Source organism: Microbacterium gilvum (assembly GCF_039543865.1).
GTDB classification, from domain to species: domain Bacteria; phylum Actinomycetota; class Actinomycetes; order Actinomycetales; family Microbacteriaceae; genus Microbacterium; species Microbacterium gilvum.
On sequence record NZ_BAABKO010000001.1, the window covers coordinates 32,010 to 50,148 of the forward strand.

Sequence of the window (18,139 nt, forward strand, 5' to 3'; positions counted from 1 at the left end):
CATGTTCTACTGGCTCATGAAGCACATCGTCGTGGGGCCGCTCGTGAAGGCGGTCTACCGGCCGTGGATCACCGGCAGGGAGAACGTCCCCCGGAAGGGCGCGGCCATCCTCGCGAGCAACCACCTGTCGGTCATCGACTCGATCTTTCTGCCGCTCATGCTCGACCGCCCCATGTCGTTCCTCGCGAAGGCTGAGTACTTCACGGGAAGGGGCCTGAAGGGATGGGCCACCCGGTGGTTCATGAAGGGCACGGGGCAGATCCCGCTCGACCGATCGGGAGGATCGGCCTCGGAGGCGGCGCTCAACACGGCCCTCCAGGTGGTCGGCCGCGGAGACCTGCTCGGGATCTATCCCGAGGGCACACGCAGCCCCGACGGGAAGCTGTACCGCGGACGTACGGGCCTCGCGCGCATGGCGCTCGAGGCGAGGGTCCCGATCATCCCCGTCATTATGGTCGGCACCGGTGAGATGATGCCCATCGGCGCGAAGCTGCCGCGCATCATGCGCCCCGGCGTCGTCATCGGCGAACCGCTCGACTTCTCGCGCTACGCGGGCATGGAGAACGACCGCTACGTGCTCCGGTCGGTCACGGACGAGATCATCGTGGCGCTGCAGCGGCTCGGAGGGCAGGAGTACAGCGACGAGTACGCCTCCACCGTAAAGAGCCGTCTGGCGGCCTCCTGACGTCGACCGCGTGCACCGGCGCGACGCGCGCTCGCGATACGATCGGACAATGCCCCGAACGCTGGATGCACTCGACGCCTGGAAGACCCTGCCGATCAAGCAGCAGCCCGAGTATCCCGATCCGGCGGCCGTCGCGGAGGTCGCCTCCGAGCTGACCGCGCTCCCTCCGCTCGTGTTCGCGGGCGAGGTCGACACCCTCCGCGCCCGGCTCGCCGAGGCCGCAGCGGGCCGCGCGTTCCTCCTCCAGGGCGGCGACTGCGCCGAGACGTTCTCGGGGGCCACCGCCGACAAGATCCGCAACCGCGTGAAGACCGTGCTGCAGATGGCCGTCGTGCTGACCTACGGCGCGTCGATGCCCGTCGTGAAGATGGGGCGGATGGCCGGGCAGTTCGCCAAGCCCCGCTCGAGCGATGTCGAGACGCGCGGCGACGTGACGCTGCCCGCCTTCCGCGGCGAGATCGTCAACGGATACGACTTCACGACGGCGTCGCGACAGGCCGACCCGCAGCGCCTGCTGCAGGCCTACCACACGTCGGCATCGACGCTGAACCTCATCCGCGCGTTCACGCAGGGCGGCTTCGCCGACCTCCGCGAGGTGCACTCGTGGAACAAGGGCTTCGCCGAGAACCCCGCGAACAAGCGCTACGAGGGCCTCGCCCACGAGATCGACCGCGCCATCAAGTTCATGGAGGCATGCGGCGCCGACTTCGAGGAGCTGCGCCGCGTCGAGTTCTACACGGGGCACGAGGGGCTGCTCATGGACTACGAGCGCCCCCTCACCCGCATCGACTCGCGCACGGGCGAGATCTACAACACGTCGAGCCATTTCCAGTGGATCGGCGAGCGCACGCGCGAGCTCGACGGCGCGCACGTCGAGTACTTCTCGCACATCCGCAACCCCATCGGCGTCAAGCTGGGGCCGACGACGTCGACCGACACGGCGCTCGCCCTCATCGACAAGCTCGACCCGGAGCGCGAGCCCGGCCGGCTCACCTTCATCACGCGCATGGGCGCGGGGCGGATCCGCGAGGCGCTCCCGCCGCTGCTGGAAGCCGTGAAGGCGTCCGGCGCTCAGCCGCTGTGGGTGACCGACCCCATGCACGGCAACGGCATCACGACGCCGACGGGCTACAAGACGCGCCGCTTCGACGACGTCGTCGACGAGGTACGGGGCTTCTTCGAGGCGCATCGCGCGGTGGGGACGTTCCCCGGCGGCATCCACGTCGAGCTCACGGGCGACGACGTCACGGAGTGCCTGGGCGGCTCGGAGCAGATCGACGAGGCGACGCTCGCGACGCGCTACGAGTCGCTGTGCGACCCGCGCCTCAACCACATGCAGTCGCTCGAGCTGGCCTTCCTCGTCGCCGAGGAGCTCGAGAAGCGCTGATCGCACGCCGCCGGTCCCGGTCGGTCGATCGGGTCGGCGGCATCGGCTTCCGCCGAGCCTGGATCAGAACGAGCCGTTGATCGTCAGCGTGATCGTGGTACCCGCTGGCTGCGCGGACAGGCCCTCCGGCGTCATCGCGACCACCTGCGTGAAGCTGTCGATGACGGCGTCCCACAGGCCGTTGTACGAGTACGCGAACCCTGCGGCGTCGAGGGCCGCCTTGGCCTCGTCGCGCGTCATGCCGACGACGTCGGGGACCTCGAACAGCTGAGGCCCGAGCGACGTCACGAGCCGCACGGTGTCGCCGGGCCGCCAGCTGCCGCCGCCGTCCCGCTCGAGGTAGTAGATGACGTCGCCCGCGGCGACCGAGTCGCTGTACTCCTCCGACACGACCTCGGTCCCCACGCCGACGGCCTCGAGCGTCGCCGCTGCCTCGTCGGCGGTCATCCCGACCACGTTCGGCAGCGCGCCGATCGACACCGTGAGCTGGGCGCTGTCGCCCTCGTGCACGGTGCACCCCTCGGCGCAGTCGACGGGGTCGCCGCCCGCGGCCGGCGTCACGACGGCGCCCAGCACGGTGCCCTCCGCCTGATCGGAGAAGAGCGGCGTCTCGTCGTCTGCGACCGCGATCACGCTCTCCCCGAGCACCTGCCGCGCCTCGTCGGCGGTGAGTCCGGCCAGAGCCGCGATCTCCGCGGATGCCGGGCCCGCGGACGTCACGACCGTGATCTCCGTCGCCCGCTCCACGCGTGCGCCGGCGCCGGGCTCGGTGCGGATGACGTCGCCGGCTGGCACGTCGAGGGTGTTCTCCTGGCGCTCCGTCGCGGCGAGCTCGAGGTCCTCCAGCGCGTCCTGCGCCTCTGCGAACGCGAGCCCCTCCACCTGCGGCACGGCGATGAGTGAACCCGGTCCGGAGCCCCACCACCATCCCGCCGTGGCGGCGCCTGCGGCGAGCAGCAGCGTCGCGATGAGCGCCCAGACCCCGCGGGAGCGCCGTCCGCGCGCTCGACGACGGAGGGTCTGCGCGTTGTCGGCGCCGTCGGCCGACGGCACCGCGCCCGTCGACGACAGCACGGCGGTGGCGCCGTCGGAGGGGAGGATCTTCGTCTGGCCCCCCGTGTCCGCCGGCTCGTCGTCGACGGCCTCGGGGAAGCGGCTCGCGGCGGCCGTGCGGGTGGGGATGGGTGAGACGCCCAGCTCCCGTTCGATCTCGCGCAGGCGGTCGAGCATCTCGGCCGCATCGCGCGGACGCTCGTCGGGCTCCTTCTCGGTGGCCCACAGCACGAGCTCGTCGAGCTGCTCGGGGACGCCGGGGTTGCGGACGCTGGGGCGCGGCACAGAGTCGGTGGCGTGCTGGTACGCGATCTGCATGGGCTGCTCGCCCTTGTAGGGCTGCTCGCCCGCGAGCATCTCGTACAGCATGATGCCGAGGGCGTAGATGTCGCTGCGCGTGTCGGCGGTGCCGCGCGTCACGAGCTCCGGCGCGAGGTATGCGATCGTGCCGAGCAGCTGCTGGCCCGTGGCGGTGTTCGCCGAGGTGGCGCGGGCGAGGCCGAAGTCGCCGATCTTGATGCGGCCGTCCTCGGCGAGCAGCACGTTCTCGGGCTTCACGTCGCGGTGGATGAGCCCGGCGCGGTGCGCCGCGGAGAGGCCGGAGAGCACGGCGTCCATCACGGTGACCGTCTGCGTGACCGTGAGGCGCCGCTGCTCCTTCAGGAGCTCCCGCAGCGTGATGCCGGGCAGGTACTCCATGACGAGGTACGCGAGCTCGCCGTCCTGGCCCTGGTCGAAGACGTTGACGACGTGCGGGTCGGAGAGCCGTGCCGCCGTCCTGGCCTCCTGGATGAAGCGGCTCTGGAAGACGCTGTCGTCGCTCAGGTGGCTGTGCATGACCTTGAGCGCGACGCGCCGCTCGAGCCGCAGATCGGTCGCGACGTAGACCGTCGCCATCCCGCCGCGCGCGATGCGCGCACGCACGCGGTAGCGGTCGTCGACAAGCCGCCCGATGAGGGGGTCGGCCTGCGGACTCATGGACACCCTCGAAGTCTACGGAAGGGCTCCTGAGTCGCCGGCGAGCGCCGCGCCAGGGCGCCGGTCACGGGTCGATGACGATCCCGGCGCCCCGCGGCGAGGCTCAGCCGAGCTGCGACAGCCAGGTGTAGGCCGCCTTCTCCCACCGGCCGTACCGGTCGGGGAACGCCGAGATCTGCACGGCCTGCGCCGCCGCGCCGAACTCCATGCCGGCCCAGTCGGAGAGGTCGAGCAGGCCGCGCGTGGCGGAGCCGTTGGGGTCGCCGGGGCCGCCGAAGAACACGCGGATCGCGTAGTCGCGGTCGAGGATCTGCTCCTCCGTGCCCCACCCGGTGCTCGGACGCTGCTGGAAGAGGCCGAGAGAGTCGCGGTCTCCCCAGCTGACGTTGCGCAGCGACGACTCGACCATCGCCGTCGCGAGCGCGATGGCGATGCCGCGGTCCGACACGCCGAGCTCACGGCCGATGCGGATGATCATCTGCGCGTTCTCGGTCTGCGGCGCGTTGAGCGCGAGCCAGAGCTGGTCCTCGGGGGAGTCGTAGATCGAGCCGGTCGACGGGGTCTCGGTGTCGGCTGCGGCGGGAGCCGGCGCATCGGCCGAGGGGATGACGATCTTCTGGCCGGGGTAGATGATGCTCGAGCCGCCGAGGCCGTTGGCCGCGAGCAGCTCGCTCACGCTTACGCCGTGCTCGTCGGCGATGCTCCACGGCGTGTCCCCCGCCTGCACGATGTAGGTCTCGTCCGAGGCGGAGGGCGAGGGAGCGGGGGCCTGCGCCTCCTGCACCGGCTGCGCGGGCTGCTTCACGACCACGGCACCCGCGACCACGAGCTTCTGTCCGGGGAAGATCACCGCGTCGGACGACAGGCTGTTGAGGGAGAGCACGTCGGCGACAGGCACGTCGTACCGCTGTGCGATCGACCAGACGGTGTCGCCGGCCTCGACGGTGTGGGTCGTGCGGTTCGTCTCCGTCGAGACGGACAGCTCCGCGACGGGGGCCGCCTGCGCCGTCGCCGTGCCGGAGGCGGCCAGCGCCAGCTTCTGACCGGGGTAGATGGTGCTCGACCAGCTGAGGCCGTTCCAGGTCAGCACGTCGATCGTGCGCAGCCCGTGCCGGATGGCGATGCCCGTGATGGTGTCGCCGGCCGCGACCGTGTAGGTCGAGGGCGCGGACGAGACGGCGGCCGGCACGGATTTCGCCACCGTGGCGAGTGCGAGGGCACCCACGGTGTGGCCGAACGCGGACGGCAGCTGACGGCCCGTCTCGCGCGGCTTCGGCTCGGCGGCGACGGCGGCCGCGGGAGCGGCGATCGTCACGGCGAGCGCGCCGGTGACGGCGACGGGAACGGCGGTGAGCAGGTCGCGCCGGCGGCGCGGAGACGGTCGATGCACGGTGGTACCCCCAACGGTCGGACGATCTCACGCTGTCACGGAAGTGTTATCAAGTCAATTGCTGACACCTGCCGTGATGTGTGGTAGCGGAAGTGGCGAATGTGACGGATGTGACTGACGTGGCCGCCGCGACGACCGTCCGGGATGCGAAACTGGGGGAGTGACTGCGGAGAACCCTGACGTCGTGCCCACCGACTGGCTGACCATCCCCGACCTCGTCGAGATCCTCGGCGAGACCCAGAGCCGGGTGCGCCGTCTCCTCGACGAGCGCGTCCTCCTCGGCTCGCGTCGCGAGGGCCCCGTCAAGGTGCCCGCCGTCTTCCTCGTCGGCGGGCAGCCGCTCTCGTCGCTGCGCGGGACGGCGATCGTGCTCGCGGATGCGGGGTTCAGCGACGACGAGGCCATCGACTGGCTCCTCGCGCCGGAGCCGACGATCGGCGTCGCGCCGATCACGGCGCTCCTGGCGGGCCGGAAGAGCGAGGTCCGCCGCGTCGCGCAGACCCTGGCCTGACGCCGAGCCGGATCAGGCCGAGCGGATCAGGGCGAGCGGATCAGGCGGAGCGCCGTGTGGCGGCGTGGAGCAGATCGCCGAGCTCCTCCGCTGCGCGGGCGTCGAAGGGAGCGTCGGAGAGCGCGCGCCCTGCCTCCGCGACGTAAGCGTCGATGAGCGCCTCCATGCGGTCGAGCGCGCCGGTCCGGACGATGACCGCGCGGAGCTCCTCGATCTCGTCCGCGCCGAGGTCCGGGTCGCCGAGCAGCTCGTCGATCCGCGCACGACCCGGGGCATCCGACCGCTCGCGCGCGTAGGCGATGAGGATCGTGCGCTTCCCCTCGCGGAGATCGTCGCCGGCCGGCTTGCCCGTGACGGCGGTGTCGCCGAAGACGCCGAGCACGTCGTCGCGGAGCTGGAAGGCGAGGCCGAGCGGGTGCCCGAGCCCGGCGAGGGCCGACAGCCGCTCCTCGTCGCCACCCGCGAGCGCGCCGCCGATGACGAGCGGCTGCTGCACGCTGTACCTGGCCGACTTCAGCGACGCGATGCGCAGCGCCCGTCCGGCATGCTGCGCATCGGGGGTGCGGGGCCACGCCGACTCCTCGGCGACGTCGAGGTACTGCCCGATCATCACCTCTGCGCGCATCCGCGCGTATTCCGCGCGCGGTCGCGCGCGGGGCGCGTCGATCCCGTCGAGGGCGTCGTCGAACAGGTCGGCGCTCCAGGCGAGCAGCAGGTCGCCCAGCAGGATGCCGGCCGACCTCCCGAACGCGTCGCCGTCGCCGGTCCATCCGGCCGACGCGTGCTGCGCCTGCAGCGCGCGATGAGCGGAGGGACGTCCGCGGCGGGTGTCGGAGTTGTCGATGATGTCGTCGTGGACGAGCGCCGCCGCCTGGAACACCTCGAGGGAGGCGCAGGCGTCCACGACGGGCGCCGGGAGCGCCCCGTCGGATCCGCGCACGGCGCGCCACCCGGTTGCGCAGAAGCGCCCGCGCAGCCGCTTCCCGCCGCGCAGCGCGTCCGCTGCGGAGGCGACGAATCCGACCGCCTCGTCTCCCAGATCGGCGGCCGCGTCCAGGCGATCGGCGGAGAATCTTTCGAGTCGCTGGGAGATCACGTCGATCAGCGGGGAGGCGGGCGTCACGGGCCTAGCCTAGTGAGCGCACGCGGCGATAGAATGAACCACGAGTTTCACCCGAGGGGGACACCATGCCACTCTCCGAACAGGAGCAGCGCCTGCTGGACGAGATGGAACGCCATCTCATGCAGAACGACGCGGACGTCGTGAGCGCTTCCGGCCGCCGTGCGCTGAGCTATCGCAATGTCATCTACGGGGCCGTCCTCGTGCTCGTCGGCCTCGCCGCCGTCGTCGCGGGGATCGCCGTCTGGAACAGCGTCCTCGCCGTCGGCATCGCGCTCGGCGTCGTCGGCTTCGCGGCCATGGTGGGCGGCGTCATCCTCGCCACCACGCCGGCGAAGGGCGGCGACGCCGGGGACGAGCCGCGAACGGGCCGTCCGCCGCAGGCGCCCACGCAGTCCGGCAACTTCATGGACCGCATGAACGACCGATGGGACCGCCGGCAGCAGGGCCAGTAGCCTCCACCCCGCTCCACTCGAGAAGCGCCGACCTCTGGGTCGGCGCTTTTTCTGTGCCCGCGACCGGTCCGGTCCGCCACAGGGCCTCCCTTTTCCTCCACCCCCGCTTTCCCTTGGGAATACGGGGTTCTCGTCGTGGCAGCTCCCTGGGAATCTCCGTTCGCCCCTAGACAGTGGAGGTAAGTGGAGTAAAGTGGAGCGCACCTCGAGTTGGCCGGAACGAAGGGGGGTGTGATGGCCGATGCTGCTGGGCACGCATACCCCCAAGCTCGACGACAAAGGCCGCGTCATCCTCCCCGCGAAGTTTCGCGAGGAGCTGGCAGGCGGCATCGTCGTCACGCGCGGACAGGAGCGCTGCCTGTACGTCTTCAGCACGGCCGAGTTCGAGCGCGTGCACGAGCGCATCCGGGAGGCTCCGCTCACGAACAAGCAGGCGCGAGACTTCCTGCGCATGTTCCTGTCCGGCGCCAGCGCCGAGACGCCGGACGGCCAGAACCGGATCACGCTCCCGTCGCATCTCCGGGCCTACGCGGGCCTCGAGAAGGAGCTCGTCGTGACGGGTGTCGGCGCACACGCAGAGATCTGGGATGCGGCCGCCTGGAACGCATATCTCGAGAGCAACGAGGAGAGCTACTCCGAGCTGGAGGGGGAGGTGATCCCCGGACTGTTCTGACCCCGGTTGTGATCCCCACCCGCAGCCCTGACGCCACTTCCCCGGCAGCAGGTCGAGCGGTTGGGAATCAGAGCCGGGGACGGACGAGGGAGACGACATGGGCATCCGCGACATCCACACCCCCGTCATGCTCGAGCGCTGCGTCGAGCTGCTGGGGCCCGCGCTCGACCACGACGGCGCCGTGTACGTGGACGGCACGCTCGGGATGGGCGGGCACTCGGAGGCGTTCCTGGAGCGCTTCCCGGGCATCCGCCTCGTGGGGCTCGACCGCGATCCCGACGCCCTCCGCATCGCGGGGGCGCGACTGGAGCGGTTCGCATCGCGGACGACGCTCGTGCACACCGTGTACGACGGCATCCGCGAGGCGCTCGCCTCGGCAGGCCTCGAGCGGGCGGACGGCGTGCTCTACGACCTCGGCGTCTCGTCGCTGCAGCTCGACGAGGCGGAGCGGGGCTTCGCCTACGCGCAGGACGCGCCGCTCGACATGCGGATGGATCCCACGGGCGGCATGACGGCAGCCGACGTCGTCGCCGCCTACGGCGAGGGCGACCTCCGCCGCATCTTCGAGCGCTACGGCGAGGAGAAGCTCGCCGGCCGCTACGCGAGGGCCATCATCGCGGCACGCGCCGAGGCGCCCATCGAGCGATCCGGCCGGCTCGTCGACATCCTGCAGGAGGCCACGCCGTCGGCGCTCAAGAACGCCGGCCACCCCGCCAAGCGCGTCTTCCAGGCGCTCCGCATCGAGGTGAACGGCGAGCTCGCCGCGCTCGAACGGGCCATCCCCGCGGCCCTCGCCTCGCTCGCCGTCGGCGGGCGCCTCGTCGTGCTGTCGTACCAGTCGCTCGAGGACCGCTTCGTGAAGCGCCTGTTCGGCGAGGCGACCGCCTCGAAGGCGCCAGCCGGGCTCCCCATGGAACTCCCGGAGCACGCCGCCGAGTTCCGCCTGCTCGTGCGCGGCGCCGAGCTCGCCGGCGACGAGGAGGCGGCGTCGAACCCCCGTGCCAAGCCGGTGCGCCTGCGTGCCGTCGAGCGAGTGAAGGAGGCCGCATGAGCCCCGCAGCCCTGGCCGCCGCCCGCGTCGCGCCCGCACGCCGGGACGAGGAGCGGCGCCGCCCCGACCTGCGTCCCGTCGAGGCGCCGTCCCGCCGCCGACGCCCCCGCGTCGCGTACGCCGTCGTCGCCGTCGCCGGCGCCGTGCTCATCGCCGCCGCGCAGATGGGGCTCAGCGTCATGACGACGCAGAGCACGTTCGAGGTCGCGGCGCTCGACGCGCAGCAGCGCGAGCTCACGCTCGAGTCGCAGCAGCTCTACGAGGAGGTCGCGGGTCTGAGCTCGCCGCAGAACCTCGCCCAGAAGGCGGCCGACCTCGGGATGGTCATCGATGCCGCGCCCGGATACCTGCGCCTGAGCGACGGCGCCGTCATCGGCGGCGGCGTCGCGGCGGGGTCCGCCTCGACCGTTGACGCGAACGGGACCGCTGCGGTCGGCAACGAGTTTCTCGCGGACACGCAGGCGTCCTCCGAGGAGGCTGCGGCGGATGAGGCACCCTCGGCAGAGGAGGCCGCCGCGGCGGAGGAGCCCGCGGAGCAGCTGCCCCCCGCGATCGACGAGGGGCTTCCGAGCCCGAGCACCCACTGAGCCGACGCCGACAGACCCCGCCCGCCGACCGAGGAGGACAGATGCACGCCAAGGCCCGGCGAAGCGTACGCAGGCGCACGGCCGTCGCCGGCGCGGTCGTCGTCGTGATCGTCGCGGGGTTCACCGTGCGGCTCGTCGACATCCAGGTCGTCAACGCGCAGGAGCACATGGAGAACCGCGCCGCGTACAGCGGCATCACGAACTCGCAGGTGCTCTACGGCACGCGGGGGACGATCGTCGACTCCGACGGCACGGTGCTCGCCTCGAGCTCCATGGAGTACCTCGCGAAGTTCGATCCGCAGCACGTGAAGGACATCGAGCACGAGGGCGAGGACGGCGAGGAGTACACCGTCACGTGGGCGGAGAGCGCGGCCGACATCGGCGCGATCGTCGGCATGACGGGTCTCGAGGTCGAGAAGATCATCTCCGACGCCCTCGCCGCCGACCCCGACAGCGAGTACGCTCTGCTCGCGGACGGCCTCACGACAGAGCAGTACCGGGAGCTCGTGTCCCTCGGCCTCCCGTACCTCTACTTCGAATCGAGCCAGTCCCGCGCGTATCCCAACGGCGCCGTCGCGGGCAACCTGCTCGGCTTCGTGGGCACGGACGGCGAGCCGCTGGCCGGCTACGAATCGGCCGAGAACTCCTGCCTGCAGGCGGAGGACGGCGCGCTCACCTACCAGCAGGGCTCCGACGGGCTCATCATCCCCGGTACGGAGACGACCGAGGCGGCGGTCGACGGCGGCACGCTGCAGCTCACGATCGACAGCGACCTGCAGTGGTACATGCAGCAGATGATCGCCGAGGAGGTCGGCATCCAGGGCGCGAGGGCCGGAGCCGTCATGGTCGTCGAGGTCGCGACAGGCGCCGTGCGCGCCGCAGCGGAGTATCCCACCGTCGACCCCAACGACCCCGGCGCGACGGAGGAGGCCGACCGCGGCTCGCGCATCTTCTCGACGACGTTCGAACCCGGATCGACGTTCAAGGCGATCACGGCGGCGACCCTGCTCGACCAGGGCGCGGCGACGCCCGAGACCTCGGTCACGGCGTCGTCGCACGAGACGTTCCCGAACGGCGCCGTCGTCGGCGACGCCTTCGTGCACCCCGCGTACGACTACACGCTGACGGGCGCGCTCATCGACTCCTCCAACGTGGCGCTGTCGAAGTTCGGCGAGCTCGTCTCGGACGAGACGCGCTACGAGTACCTGCAGCGCTTCGGGGTCGGCACCGCGACGGACATCGGCTTCCCCGGCGAGGAGTCCGGGCTCATCTACCCCGCCGACCAGTGGGACGGCCAGACGCACTACGCGACGACATTCGGCCAGGCGTTCACGACGACCATGCCGCAGGTCGTCAACGCCTACCAGACGCTCGCGAACGGCGGCGTGCGCGAGCCCCTCCACATCGTGGAGTCGTGCACGGCCGCCGACGGCACCGTGACGGAGCCCGAGCTGAGCGACCCCGAGCGCGTCGTGAGCGAGGAGGCGGCCGACACGACCATCCAGCTGCTCGAGAACGTCGCCACGCAGGGCACGCTCGCCGACCAGGTCGCCGTGGACGGCTACCGCATCGGAATCAAGACGGGGACGGCGCAGAAGTCCGACGGCAACGGCGGCTACAAGGCGGGCCTCTACTTCACGAGCATCCTCGGCGTCGTCCCCGCGGACGACCCCCAGTACATCGTCATGGTCACGCTCGACGAGCCCACCCGGGTAACATCGTCTGCGGCCACGGCGCCCGCCCTGCAGAAGGCGATGACCCAGACTCTGAAGACCTACCGGGTGATGCCCTCGGAGACGTCGGAGGACCCGCTTCCCAAGTTCGCGGAATGACGCGCAGCGCGCGGAGGAACCCCATCACATGATCGCCCTGTCCCTGTCCGAGATCGCGCGCGCCGTCGGCGGCGAGCTGCGCCTGCACGGCGACGCCACGCCCGAGACGACCGTGAGCGGCGACGTCGACACCGACTCGCGCGCCATCGGCGCCGGCGGCGTCTTCGTCGCGAAGCCCGGCGAGGTCACCGACGGGCACCTGTTCGTCGGCCGAGCCGTCGCCCAGGGCGCCGTGCTCGCCCTCGTCGAGCGCATCGTCGACGAGCCCGTCACGCAGATCGTCGTCCCCGACGTCGTGCGCGCCATCGCCGACCTCGCCCGCGAGGTCGTCGCGCGCGTGCGCGCCCTCGGCGCGCTGCAGGTCGTCGGCATCACGGGCTCGAACGGCAAGACGACGACGAAGAACATGCTCGCGACGATCCTGCGCGAGGAGGGCGAGACCGTCGCGCCCGTCGGCTCGTACAACAACGCCGTCGGCGCTCCGCTCACGATGCTCCGCGTGACGGAGTCGACGCGGTACCTCGTGTGCGAGTTCGGCGCCGACGCGTCCGGTCAGATCGCGCGGCTCGCGGGCCTCGTGACCCCCGACGTCGGCGTCGTCCTCATGGTCGGGATGGCCCATGCCGGCGGCTTCGGAGGCATCGAGGCGACCGTCAGGGCGAAGTCCGAGCTCGTGTCGGCCATCCGCCCCGGCGGCACGGCCGTGCTGAACGCCGACGACGCGCGCGTGGCGGGCATGGCGTCGATCGCGCGCGAGCGGGGGCTCGCCGTGCGCTGGTTCGGCGAGTCGGAGTCCGCCGACGTGCGCGCCGCGGAGCTCGACGTCACGGCGTCGGGCACGCACTCCGTCGTCACGGCCGCCGGCGAGCGGCTGCCGCTGCACCTGCGCGTGCTGGGCGGACACCACATCAAGAACGCGCTGGCCGCCGCGACCGCCGCGATGGCGCTCGGGGTGCGCTTCTCCGACGCGATCGCCCGACTCGAGACGGTCGAGCTGGCCGAGCGCTGGCGCATGCAGGTGATGGGCTCCGATCGCGTCCGCATCATCAACGACGCCTACAACGCCAGCCCCGACTCCATGCAGGCGGCGCTGCGCACCCTCGCGCAGATCACGGGCGAGGGCGAGCGGATGGTCGCCGTGCTCGGCGCCATGAGCGAGCTGGGCGAGCACGCCGTCGACGAGCACAACAAGATCGGCCTGCTCGCCGTCCGCCTCCGCATCCCGCGCATCGTGGTCGTCGGCCAGGAGGCGCGCGCGCTCTACCTCGCGGCCGTGGCGGAGGGCTCCTGGAACGACGAGGCCGTCTTCTTCGCCGACGCCGACGCCGCCTACGACTACCTCGCGGGCGAGCTCCGCGACGGCGACCGCGTGCTCGTCAAGTCGTCGAACTCGGCGGGGCTCCGGTTCCTCGGCGATCGTCTGGGAGAATCGTTCTCGTGAGATCACTCCTGACGGCCGCGGCGATCTCACTGGCGTTCACGCTCTTCCTCACCCCGCTGTTCCTGCGCGCGTTCCGCCGATGGGGCTGGGGCCAGGTCATCCGCACGGACGGCGAGAACTTCAACGCCCCCAAGCACGAGCTCAAGCGCGGCACCCCCACCATGGGCGGCGTCGTCTTCATCGCGGGGACGATCGTCGGCTACCTCGTCGGGGCGTACACGGGCTACAACCCGCCCACCGCGTCGGGTTGGCTCGTCCTGTGGATGATGGTGGGCTTCGGCGCCGTCGGCTTCATCGACGACTTCCTCAAGGTGCGCATGCAGCACTATGCGGGACTGTCGGGCTGGAAGAAGATCATCGGCCAGATCCTCGTCGTCATCCCGTTCGGGATCGTGGCGATGAACTTCGGCGACACCTACGCGCTCACGCCGGGGAGCGCCTACATCTCCTTCTTCCGCGACATCCCGGTGCTGTCGTTCATGGCGCTCGGGCCCGTGCTCGGATGGTTCCTCTACCTCGCGTGGCTCTCGCTGCTCGGGGTGGGCTTCTCCAACAGCGTCAACCTCACCGACGGGCTCGACGGCCTCGCCGCCGGCGCGGGGATCTTCGTCGTGGGCGCCTACAGCCTCATCGCGTTCTGGCAGTTCAACCAGGCCTGCTCGACGACGCAGCTCGCCGACGAGTACCTGCAGGCCTGCTATCAGGCGCGCGATCCGCTCGACCTCGCGATCGTGTCCGCCGCGTTCGTCGGGTCGCTCGTCGGATTCCTGTGGTGGAACGCGCCCAAGGCGAAGGTCTTCATGGGCGACGTCGGCTCGATGGCGATCGGCGGCGTCGTCGCGGCCCTCGCCATCCTCACCCGCACCGAGCTGCTCGGCGTGCTCATCGCCGGCCTGTTCGTCATGTCGTCCGGGTCGGTCATCCTGCAGCGCCTCTACTTCAAGGCGACCAAGGGCAAGCGGCTCTTCCTCATGAGCCCCATCCACCACCACTTCGAACTGCGCGGATGGCCCGAGGTGACCATCGTCGTGCGGTTCTGGATCATCGCAGGCCTCCTCGCCGTCAGCGGCGTGGGCCTCTTCTACGTCGAATGGCTCTCCCAGGTATGACCGAAGCGCACGACGCCGCCGGATCGCGGCTCGACACCCTCACGAGCTGGCATGCGGACTGGAAGGACCTGCGCGTCGCCGTGCTCGGCCTGTCGATGACGGGATTCTCGGCCGCCGACACCCTGGTCGAGCTCGGCGCGGACGTGCTGGTCGTGACGGAGGCCGCCGCGGAGGAGTACGAACGGCTGCTGCCGGTCATCGGCGCACGCCTGTGGAAGGGCGCCCTCGACGCCGCCCCGCAGGAGCTCGTCGACTTCGCGCCCGACGTCGTCGTCGCCTCGCCGGGTTTCCCGCCGTCGCACGCGGTCGTCCGGTGGACGCGCGAGAGCGGCATCGCGCTCTGGGGCGACATCGAGCTCGCCTGGCGCGTGCGCGACAAGGTGGTGCGCCCCGACGGGACGCCGGCCGCGTGGGTGCTCGTCACGGGAACCAACGGCAAGACGACGACGACGCGGCTCGCGGCGACCATGCTCGCCGAGGGCGGTCTGCGTGCCGCTCCGTGCGGGAACATCGGCGTGCCCGTGCTCGACGCCGTACGCGACCCCGCCGGGTTCGACGTGCTCGTCGTCGAGCTCTCGAGCCACCAGCTGTTCTACCTCGGGCTCGCCGACGGCGAGGGCCCCGGTGCCGTCAGCCCGCACGCCGCCGTGTGCCTCAACCTGGCGGACGACCACCTCGAGTGGCACGGATCGGCCGCCGCCTACCGCGATGCCAAGGCCGTCGTCTACCGGAACACCCGCGCCGCCTGCGTGTACAACAAGGCCGACGAGGCGACCAGGCGGATGGTCGAGGACGCCGACGTCGTGGAGGGCGCGCGGGCGATCGGCTTCGACCTCGGCGTGCCGGGGCCCAGCGACTTCGGCGTCGTGGACGGCATCCTCGTGGACCGCGCCTTCCTCGACGACCGCCGCACGAGCGCCCTCGAGCTCGCGACGGTCGACGAGCTCGCCGCCGCGGGGCTCGCCGCGCCCCACATCGTCGCGAACATCCTGGCCGCGGCCGCCCTCGCACGCTCCCTCGACGTCGCGCCCGCCGCCGTCCGATCGGCCATCGCGGGCTTCCGCCTCGACCCGCACCGCATCGAGGTCGTCGCCGCGTCCGGCGGCGTCACGTGGGTGGACGACTCGAAGGCGACGAACCCGCACGCCGCGGCGTCGTCGCTCGCCGCCTACCCCGGTGCCGTCTGGGTCGTGGGCGGCCTCCTCAAGGGCGTCGACATCTCCGACCTCGTCGCGGCGCGAGGCGCTGGCGTGCGCGCGGCGATCGTCATCGGCGTGGAGCGCGCCGAGGTCGTCGACGCGTTCGCGCGACACGCGCCGGCGGTGCCCGTGTTCGAGGTCGACCACGCCGACACTGAAGACGTCATGGCGCGCGTCGTGGAGCTCGCGGCCTCCGTCGCCCTCGCGGGCGACACGGTGCTGCTGGCCCCCGCGGCCGCCTCGTTCGACCAGTTCCGGAGCTATGGCGACCGCGGGGACCGCTTCGCCGCGGCGGTGAGGGAGAGGTTCGGGGAGGACGATGACGCAGACGACGACGCCTCCCTCGGGCACTGACGGGCCGCGCCGCGCGCTGTCGGCGCGCGTCTCGCTGGGCAGGGCCCTCCAGCCCGTCCCGCTGGAGTTCCTCCTCATCCTCTCGGCGGTCGTGCTCCTGACGGCCTTCGGCGTCGTCATGATCACATCCGCGACGACGGTGACCTCGCTGCAGAGCGGGGAGAGCCCCTTCGACGGCGGGCTCTCGCAGCTCATCGTCGCCGTCGTCGGCGTTCCGCTCATGCTCGTCGTGAGCCGCATGCCGGTGCGGGTGCTCCGGCGCTTCGCGTGGCCGGCTCTCATCGGATCGCTCGCGCTGCAGCTCCTCGTGATCCTCTTCGGACGCGCCGTGGGCGGCAACCAGAACTGGATCTACATCGGCGGCGTGTCCCTGCAGCCGTCCGAGTTCATCAAGCTCGCCCTCGTCATCTGGATCGCGGCGGTCCTCTTCCGCAAGCGCACGCTCCTCACGTCGTGGAAGCACGTCTTCGTGCCCGTCATCCCCGTCGCGGTGCTCGCGGCCGGGCTCATCCTGGTGGGCCACGACCTCGGCACGGCCATCGTCGTCGTGCTGATCGTCCTCGGCGCGATCTTCTTCTCCGGCGCCTCGCTGCGCATGTTCGTCCTCCCCACGATCCTGGGGGCGGTCGCGGTCGTCGCCCTCGCGGTGACGAGCGAGAACCGGCTCAAGCGCATCCTCAGCCTGCTGAACCCCGACGACCTCAGCTGCTACCTCAACGACTGCTACCAGCCGCTGCACGGCATCTGGGGGATCGCGAGCGGGGGCCTGTTCGGCCTGGGCCTCGGCAACTCCAAGGAGAAGTACGACTGGCTGCCGGCCGCCGCCGACGACTACATCTTCGCCATCGTGGGGGAGGAGCTCGGCCTGCTCGGCTGCCTCGTCGTGCTGGGGCTGTTCGTCGTCCTGGGGTGGGCGGCGCTGCGCATCGTCCGCCGCAGCGACGATCTCTTCGTGCAGATCGCGGCGGGCGGCATCACGGTGTGGATCATCGGCCAGGCCCTCATCAACATCGGGGTCGTGCTGCGGGTCTTCCCCGTCCTCGGCGTCCCGCTCCCGTTCATGTCGGCGGGCGGCTCCTCGCTCATCGCGCTCCTCGTCGCCTGCGGCGTCCTGCTCGCGTGCGCGCGCACGCTCCCGATGCGGCCCGATCCGGCGCGGCCCCCGACGCGCCCGGGTGCGGCCCGGCGCGCCTGACGCCCCTGTGCGCCGCGGCCTCCATGCGAGGATCGGGGGGTGACGACGTACCTCCTCGCCGGCGGCGGCACCGCCGGCCACGTGAACCCGCTCCTCGCCGTCGCCGACGGCCTCCGCTCGCGCGACGCCTCCGACGACGTCCTCGTGCTGGGCACCCGCGAGGGGCTGGAGTCGCGTCTCGTGCCCGAACGGGGCTACGAGCTGCTGTTCGTCGACAAGGTGCCGTTCCCGCGACGACCCGACGGATACGCCCTGCGCTTCCCCGCGCTCTGGCGGAAGGCCGTGCGCGAGGTGCGGCGGCACATCCGCGAACGCCACGTCGACGTCGTGCTGGGCGTGGGGGGATACGCCTCGGCACCCGCCTACGTCGCCGCCCGCAAGGAGGGCGTGCCCTTCGTCGTGCACGAGGCGAACGCGCGCCCCGGCCTCGCCAACGTGCTCGGCGCGCGCCGTGCCGCGGCGGTCGGCGTGGCGTTCGAGGGCACGCCGCTCGCGCGCGGCGAGGTCGTCGGCATGCCCCTGCGCCCCGAGATCGTGCACCTCGACCGCGCGGGCTCGCGCGCCGAGGCGGCACAGCACTTCGGCCTGGATGCCGACGCGCCCACCCTGCTCGTCTTCGGCGGATCGCTCGGCGCCCGCCGGATCAACGAGGCGATCGCCGCGACGTGGCAGGAGATCCTCGACGCGGGATGGCAGCTGCTCCACATCACGGGGGAGCGTTCCGATCTCGCCGATCCGGGCGCGCCGGGGTACGCGCTGCGCCGCTACGTCGACCGGATGGACCTCGCCTTCGCGCTCGCAGACCTCGTCGTCTCGCGGTCGGGCGCGTCGACGGTGAGCGAGATCAGCGCGCTCGGCATCCCCGCCGTCTACGTCCCCTACGCGGTGGGCAACGGCGAGCAGCGGCTCAACGCCGCCTCCGCCGTCGAAGCCGGTGCGGCCGTCCTCGTCGACGACGCCGCGTTCACGCCCTCCTCCGTGCGCACCGCCGTGCTGCCCCTCCTCGCCGACCGGGCGCGGCTGGACGCGATGGCCGCCGCCGCCGAGGGAGCAGGGACGCGGCACGGCACCGAGAACGTCATCGCCCACCTCGACGCGGCCCGCGCCGCACGCTGACCG

Annotated in this window: 16 protein-coding genes; 13 read left to right on the forward strand and 3 right to left on the reverse strand. The window is 71.7% G+C overall.

Annotated elements, in window-relative coordinates:
* Nucleotide 1 precedes the first annotated feature (1 nt).
* Together ABD998_RS00145 and ABD998_RS00150 are read left to right on the forward strand one after the other, a co-directional pair.
* Nucleotides 2-685 (forward strand): lysophospholipid acyltransferase family protein, encoded by a 684-nt coding sequence (locus tag ABD998_RS00145; protein ID WP_345436874.1) that lies wholly within the window; start codon nt 2-4, stop codon nt 683-685.
* A 49-nt stretch (nt 686-734) separates the two neighbouring features.
* A complete protein-coding gene (locus ABD998_RS00150) occupies nt 735-2,072 on the forward strand; it encodes a class II 3-deoxy-7-phosphoheptulonate synthase (protein ID WP_345434692.1) in 1,338 nt (445 codons plus the stop codon).
* Between the two features lie 63 nt (nt 2,073-2,135).
* Here ABD998_RS00150 and pknB read toward each other — a convergent pair whose 3' ends face one another.
* Nucleotides 2,136-4,109, reverse strand: a complete 1,974-nt coding sequence (gene pknB / locus ABD998_RS00155; protein ID WP_345434694.1) for a Stk1 family PASTA domain-containing Ser/Thr kinase — start codon at nt 4,107-4,109, stop codon at nt 2,136-2,138.
* 97 nt (nt 4,110-4,206) lie between these two features.
* Nucleotides 4,207-5,493 carry a muramidase family protein gene (locus tag ABD998_RS00160; RefSeq protein ID WP_345434696.1) on the reverse strand — a complete coding sequence of 429 codons (1,287 nt, stop codon included), beginning with the start codon at nt 5,491-5,493 and terminating at the stop codon, nt 4,207-4,209.
* Between the two features lie 160 nt (nt 5,494-5,653).
* Between ABD998_RS00160 and ABD998_RS00165 the strand changes: the two genes are divergently transcribed.
* A complete protein-coding gene (locus tag ABD998_RS00165; protein ID WP_345434698.1) occupies nt 5,654-6,004 on the forward strand; it encodes an Rv2175c family DNA-binding protein in 351 nt (116 codons plus the stop codon).
* A 40-nt stretch (nt 6,005-6,044) separates the two neighbouring features.
* Here the strand turns inward: ABD998_RS00165 and ABD998_RS00170 are convergent, their stop codons facing one another.
* The gene (locus tag ABD998_RS00170) at nt 6,045-7,127 is read right to left on the reverse strand and encodes a polyprenyl synthetase family protein (RefSeq protein WP_345434700.1); all 1,083 of its coding nucleotides are present in this window, start codon (nt 7,125-7,127) and stop codon (nt 6,045-6,047) included.
* 65 nt (nt 7,128-7,192) lie between these two features.
* On the opposite strand from ABD998_RS00170, the gene ABD998_RS00175 reads away from it, so the two are divergent.
* From ABD998_RS00175 to ABD998_RS00220, 10 genes are all read left to right on the forward strand, one after another.
* Nucleotides 7,193-7,579, forward strand: coding sequence for a DUF3040 domain-containing protein (locus ABD998_RS00175; protein WP_345434702.1), 387 nt, complete (start codon nt 7,193-7,195; stop codon nt 7,577-7,579).
* A 241-nt stretch (nt 7,580-7,820) separates the two neighbouring features.
* A complete protein-coding gene (gene mraZ, locus ABD998_RS00180; protein WP_345434704.1) occupies nt 7,821-8,252 on the forward strand; it encodes a division/cell wall cluster transcriptional repressor MraZ in 432 nt (143 codons plus the stop codon).
* 97 nt (nt 8,253-8,349) lie between these two features.
* A complete protein-coding gene (gene rsmH, locus ABD998_RS00185) occupies nt 8,350-9,303 on the forward strand; it encodes a 16S rRNA (cytosine(1402)-N(4))-methyltransferase RsmH (RefSeq protein ID WP_345434706.1) in 954 nt (317 codons plus the stop codon).
* Nucleotides 9,300-9,890 (forward strand): hypothetical protein, encoded by a 591-nt coding sequence (locus tag ABD998_RS00190; protein WP_345434708.1) that lies wholly within the window; start codon nt 9,300-9,302, stop codon nt 9,888-9,890. The genes rsmH and ABD998_RS00190 overlap by 4 nt, the downstream gene beginning before the upstream one ends.
* Nucleotides 9,891-9,931: 41 nt before the next feature.
* Nucleotides 9,932-11,722, forward strand: coding sequence for a peptidoglycan D,D-transpeptidase FtsI family protein (locus tag ABD998_RS00195; protein WP_345434710.1), 1,791 nt, complete (start codon nt 9,932-9,934; stop codon nt 11,720-11,722).
* A gap of 28 nt (nt 11,723-11,750) precedes the next feature.
* Nucleotides 11,751-13,163 (forward strand): UDP-N-acetylmuramoyl-tripeptide--D-alanyl-D-alanine ligase, encoded by a 1,413-nt coding sequence (locus ABD998_RS00200; protein ID WP_345434712.1) that lies wholly within the window; start codon nt 11,751-11,753, stop codon nt 13,161-13,163.
* Nucleotides 13,160-14,272, forward strand: coding sequence for a phospho-N-acetylmuramoyl-pentapeptide-transferase (mraY, locus tag ABD998_RS00205; protein WP_345434714.1), 1,113 nt, complete (start codon nt 13,160-13,162; stop codon nt 14,270-14,272). The genes ABD998_RS00200 and mraY overlap by 4 nt, the downstream gene beginning before the upstream one ends.
* Nucleotides 14,269-15,825 carry a UDP-N-acetylmuramoyl-L-alanine--D-glutamate ligase gene (gene murD, locus ABD998_RS00210; RefSeq protein ID WP_345434716.1) on the forward strand — a complete coding sequence of 519 codons (1,557 nt, stop codon included), beginning with the start codon at nt 14,269-14,271 and terminating at the stop codon, nt 15,823-15,825. Before mraY ends, murD begins: the two co-directional genes overlap by 4 nt.
* The gene (ftsW, locus tag ABD998_RS00215) at nt 15,791-17,020 is read left to right on the forward strand and encodes a putative lipid II flippase FtsW (protein ID WP_345434718.1); all 1,230 of its coding nucleotides are present in this window, start codon (nt 15,791-15,793) and stop codon (nt 17,018-17,020) included. The genes murD and ftsW overlap by 35 nt, the downstream gene beginning before the upstream one ends.
* Nucleotides 17,021-17,059: 39 nt before the next feature.
* The gene (locus ABD998_RS00220) at nt 17,060-18,136 is read left to right on the forward strand and encodes a UDP-N-acetylglucosamine--N-acetylmuramyl-(pentapeptide) pyrophosphoryl-undecaprenol N-acetylglucosamine transferase (RefSeq protein WP_345434720.1); all 1,077 of its coding nucleotides are present in this window, start codon (nt 17,060-17,062) and stop codon (nt 18,134-18,136) included.
* Nucleotides 18,137-18,139 lie beyond the last annotated feature (3 nt).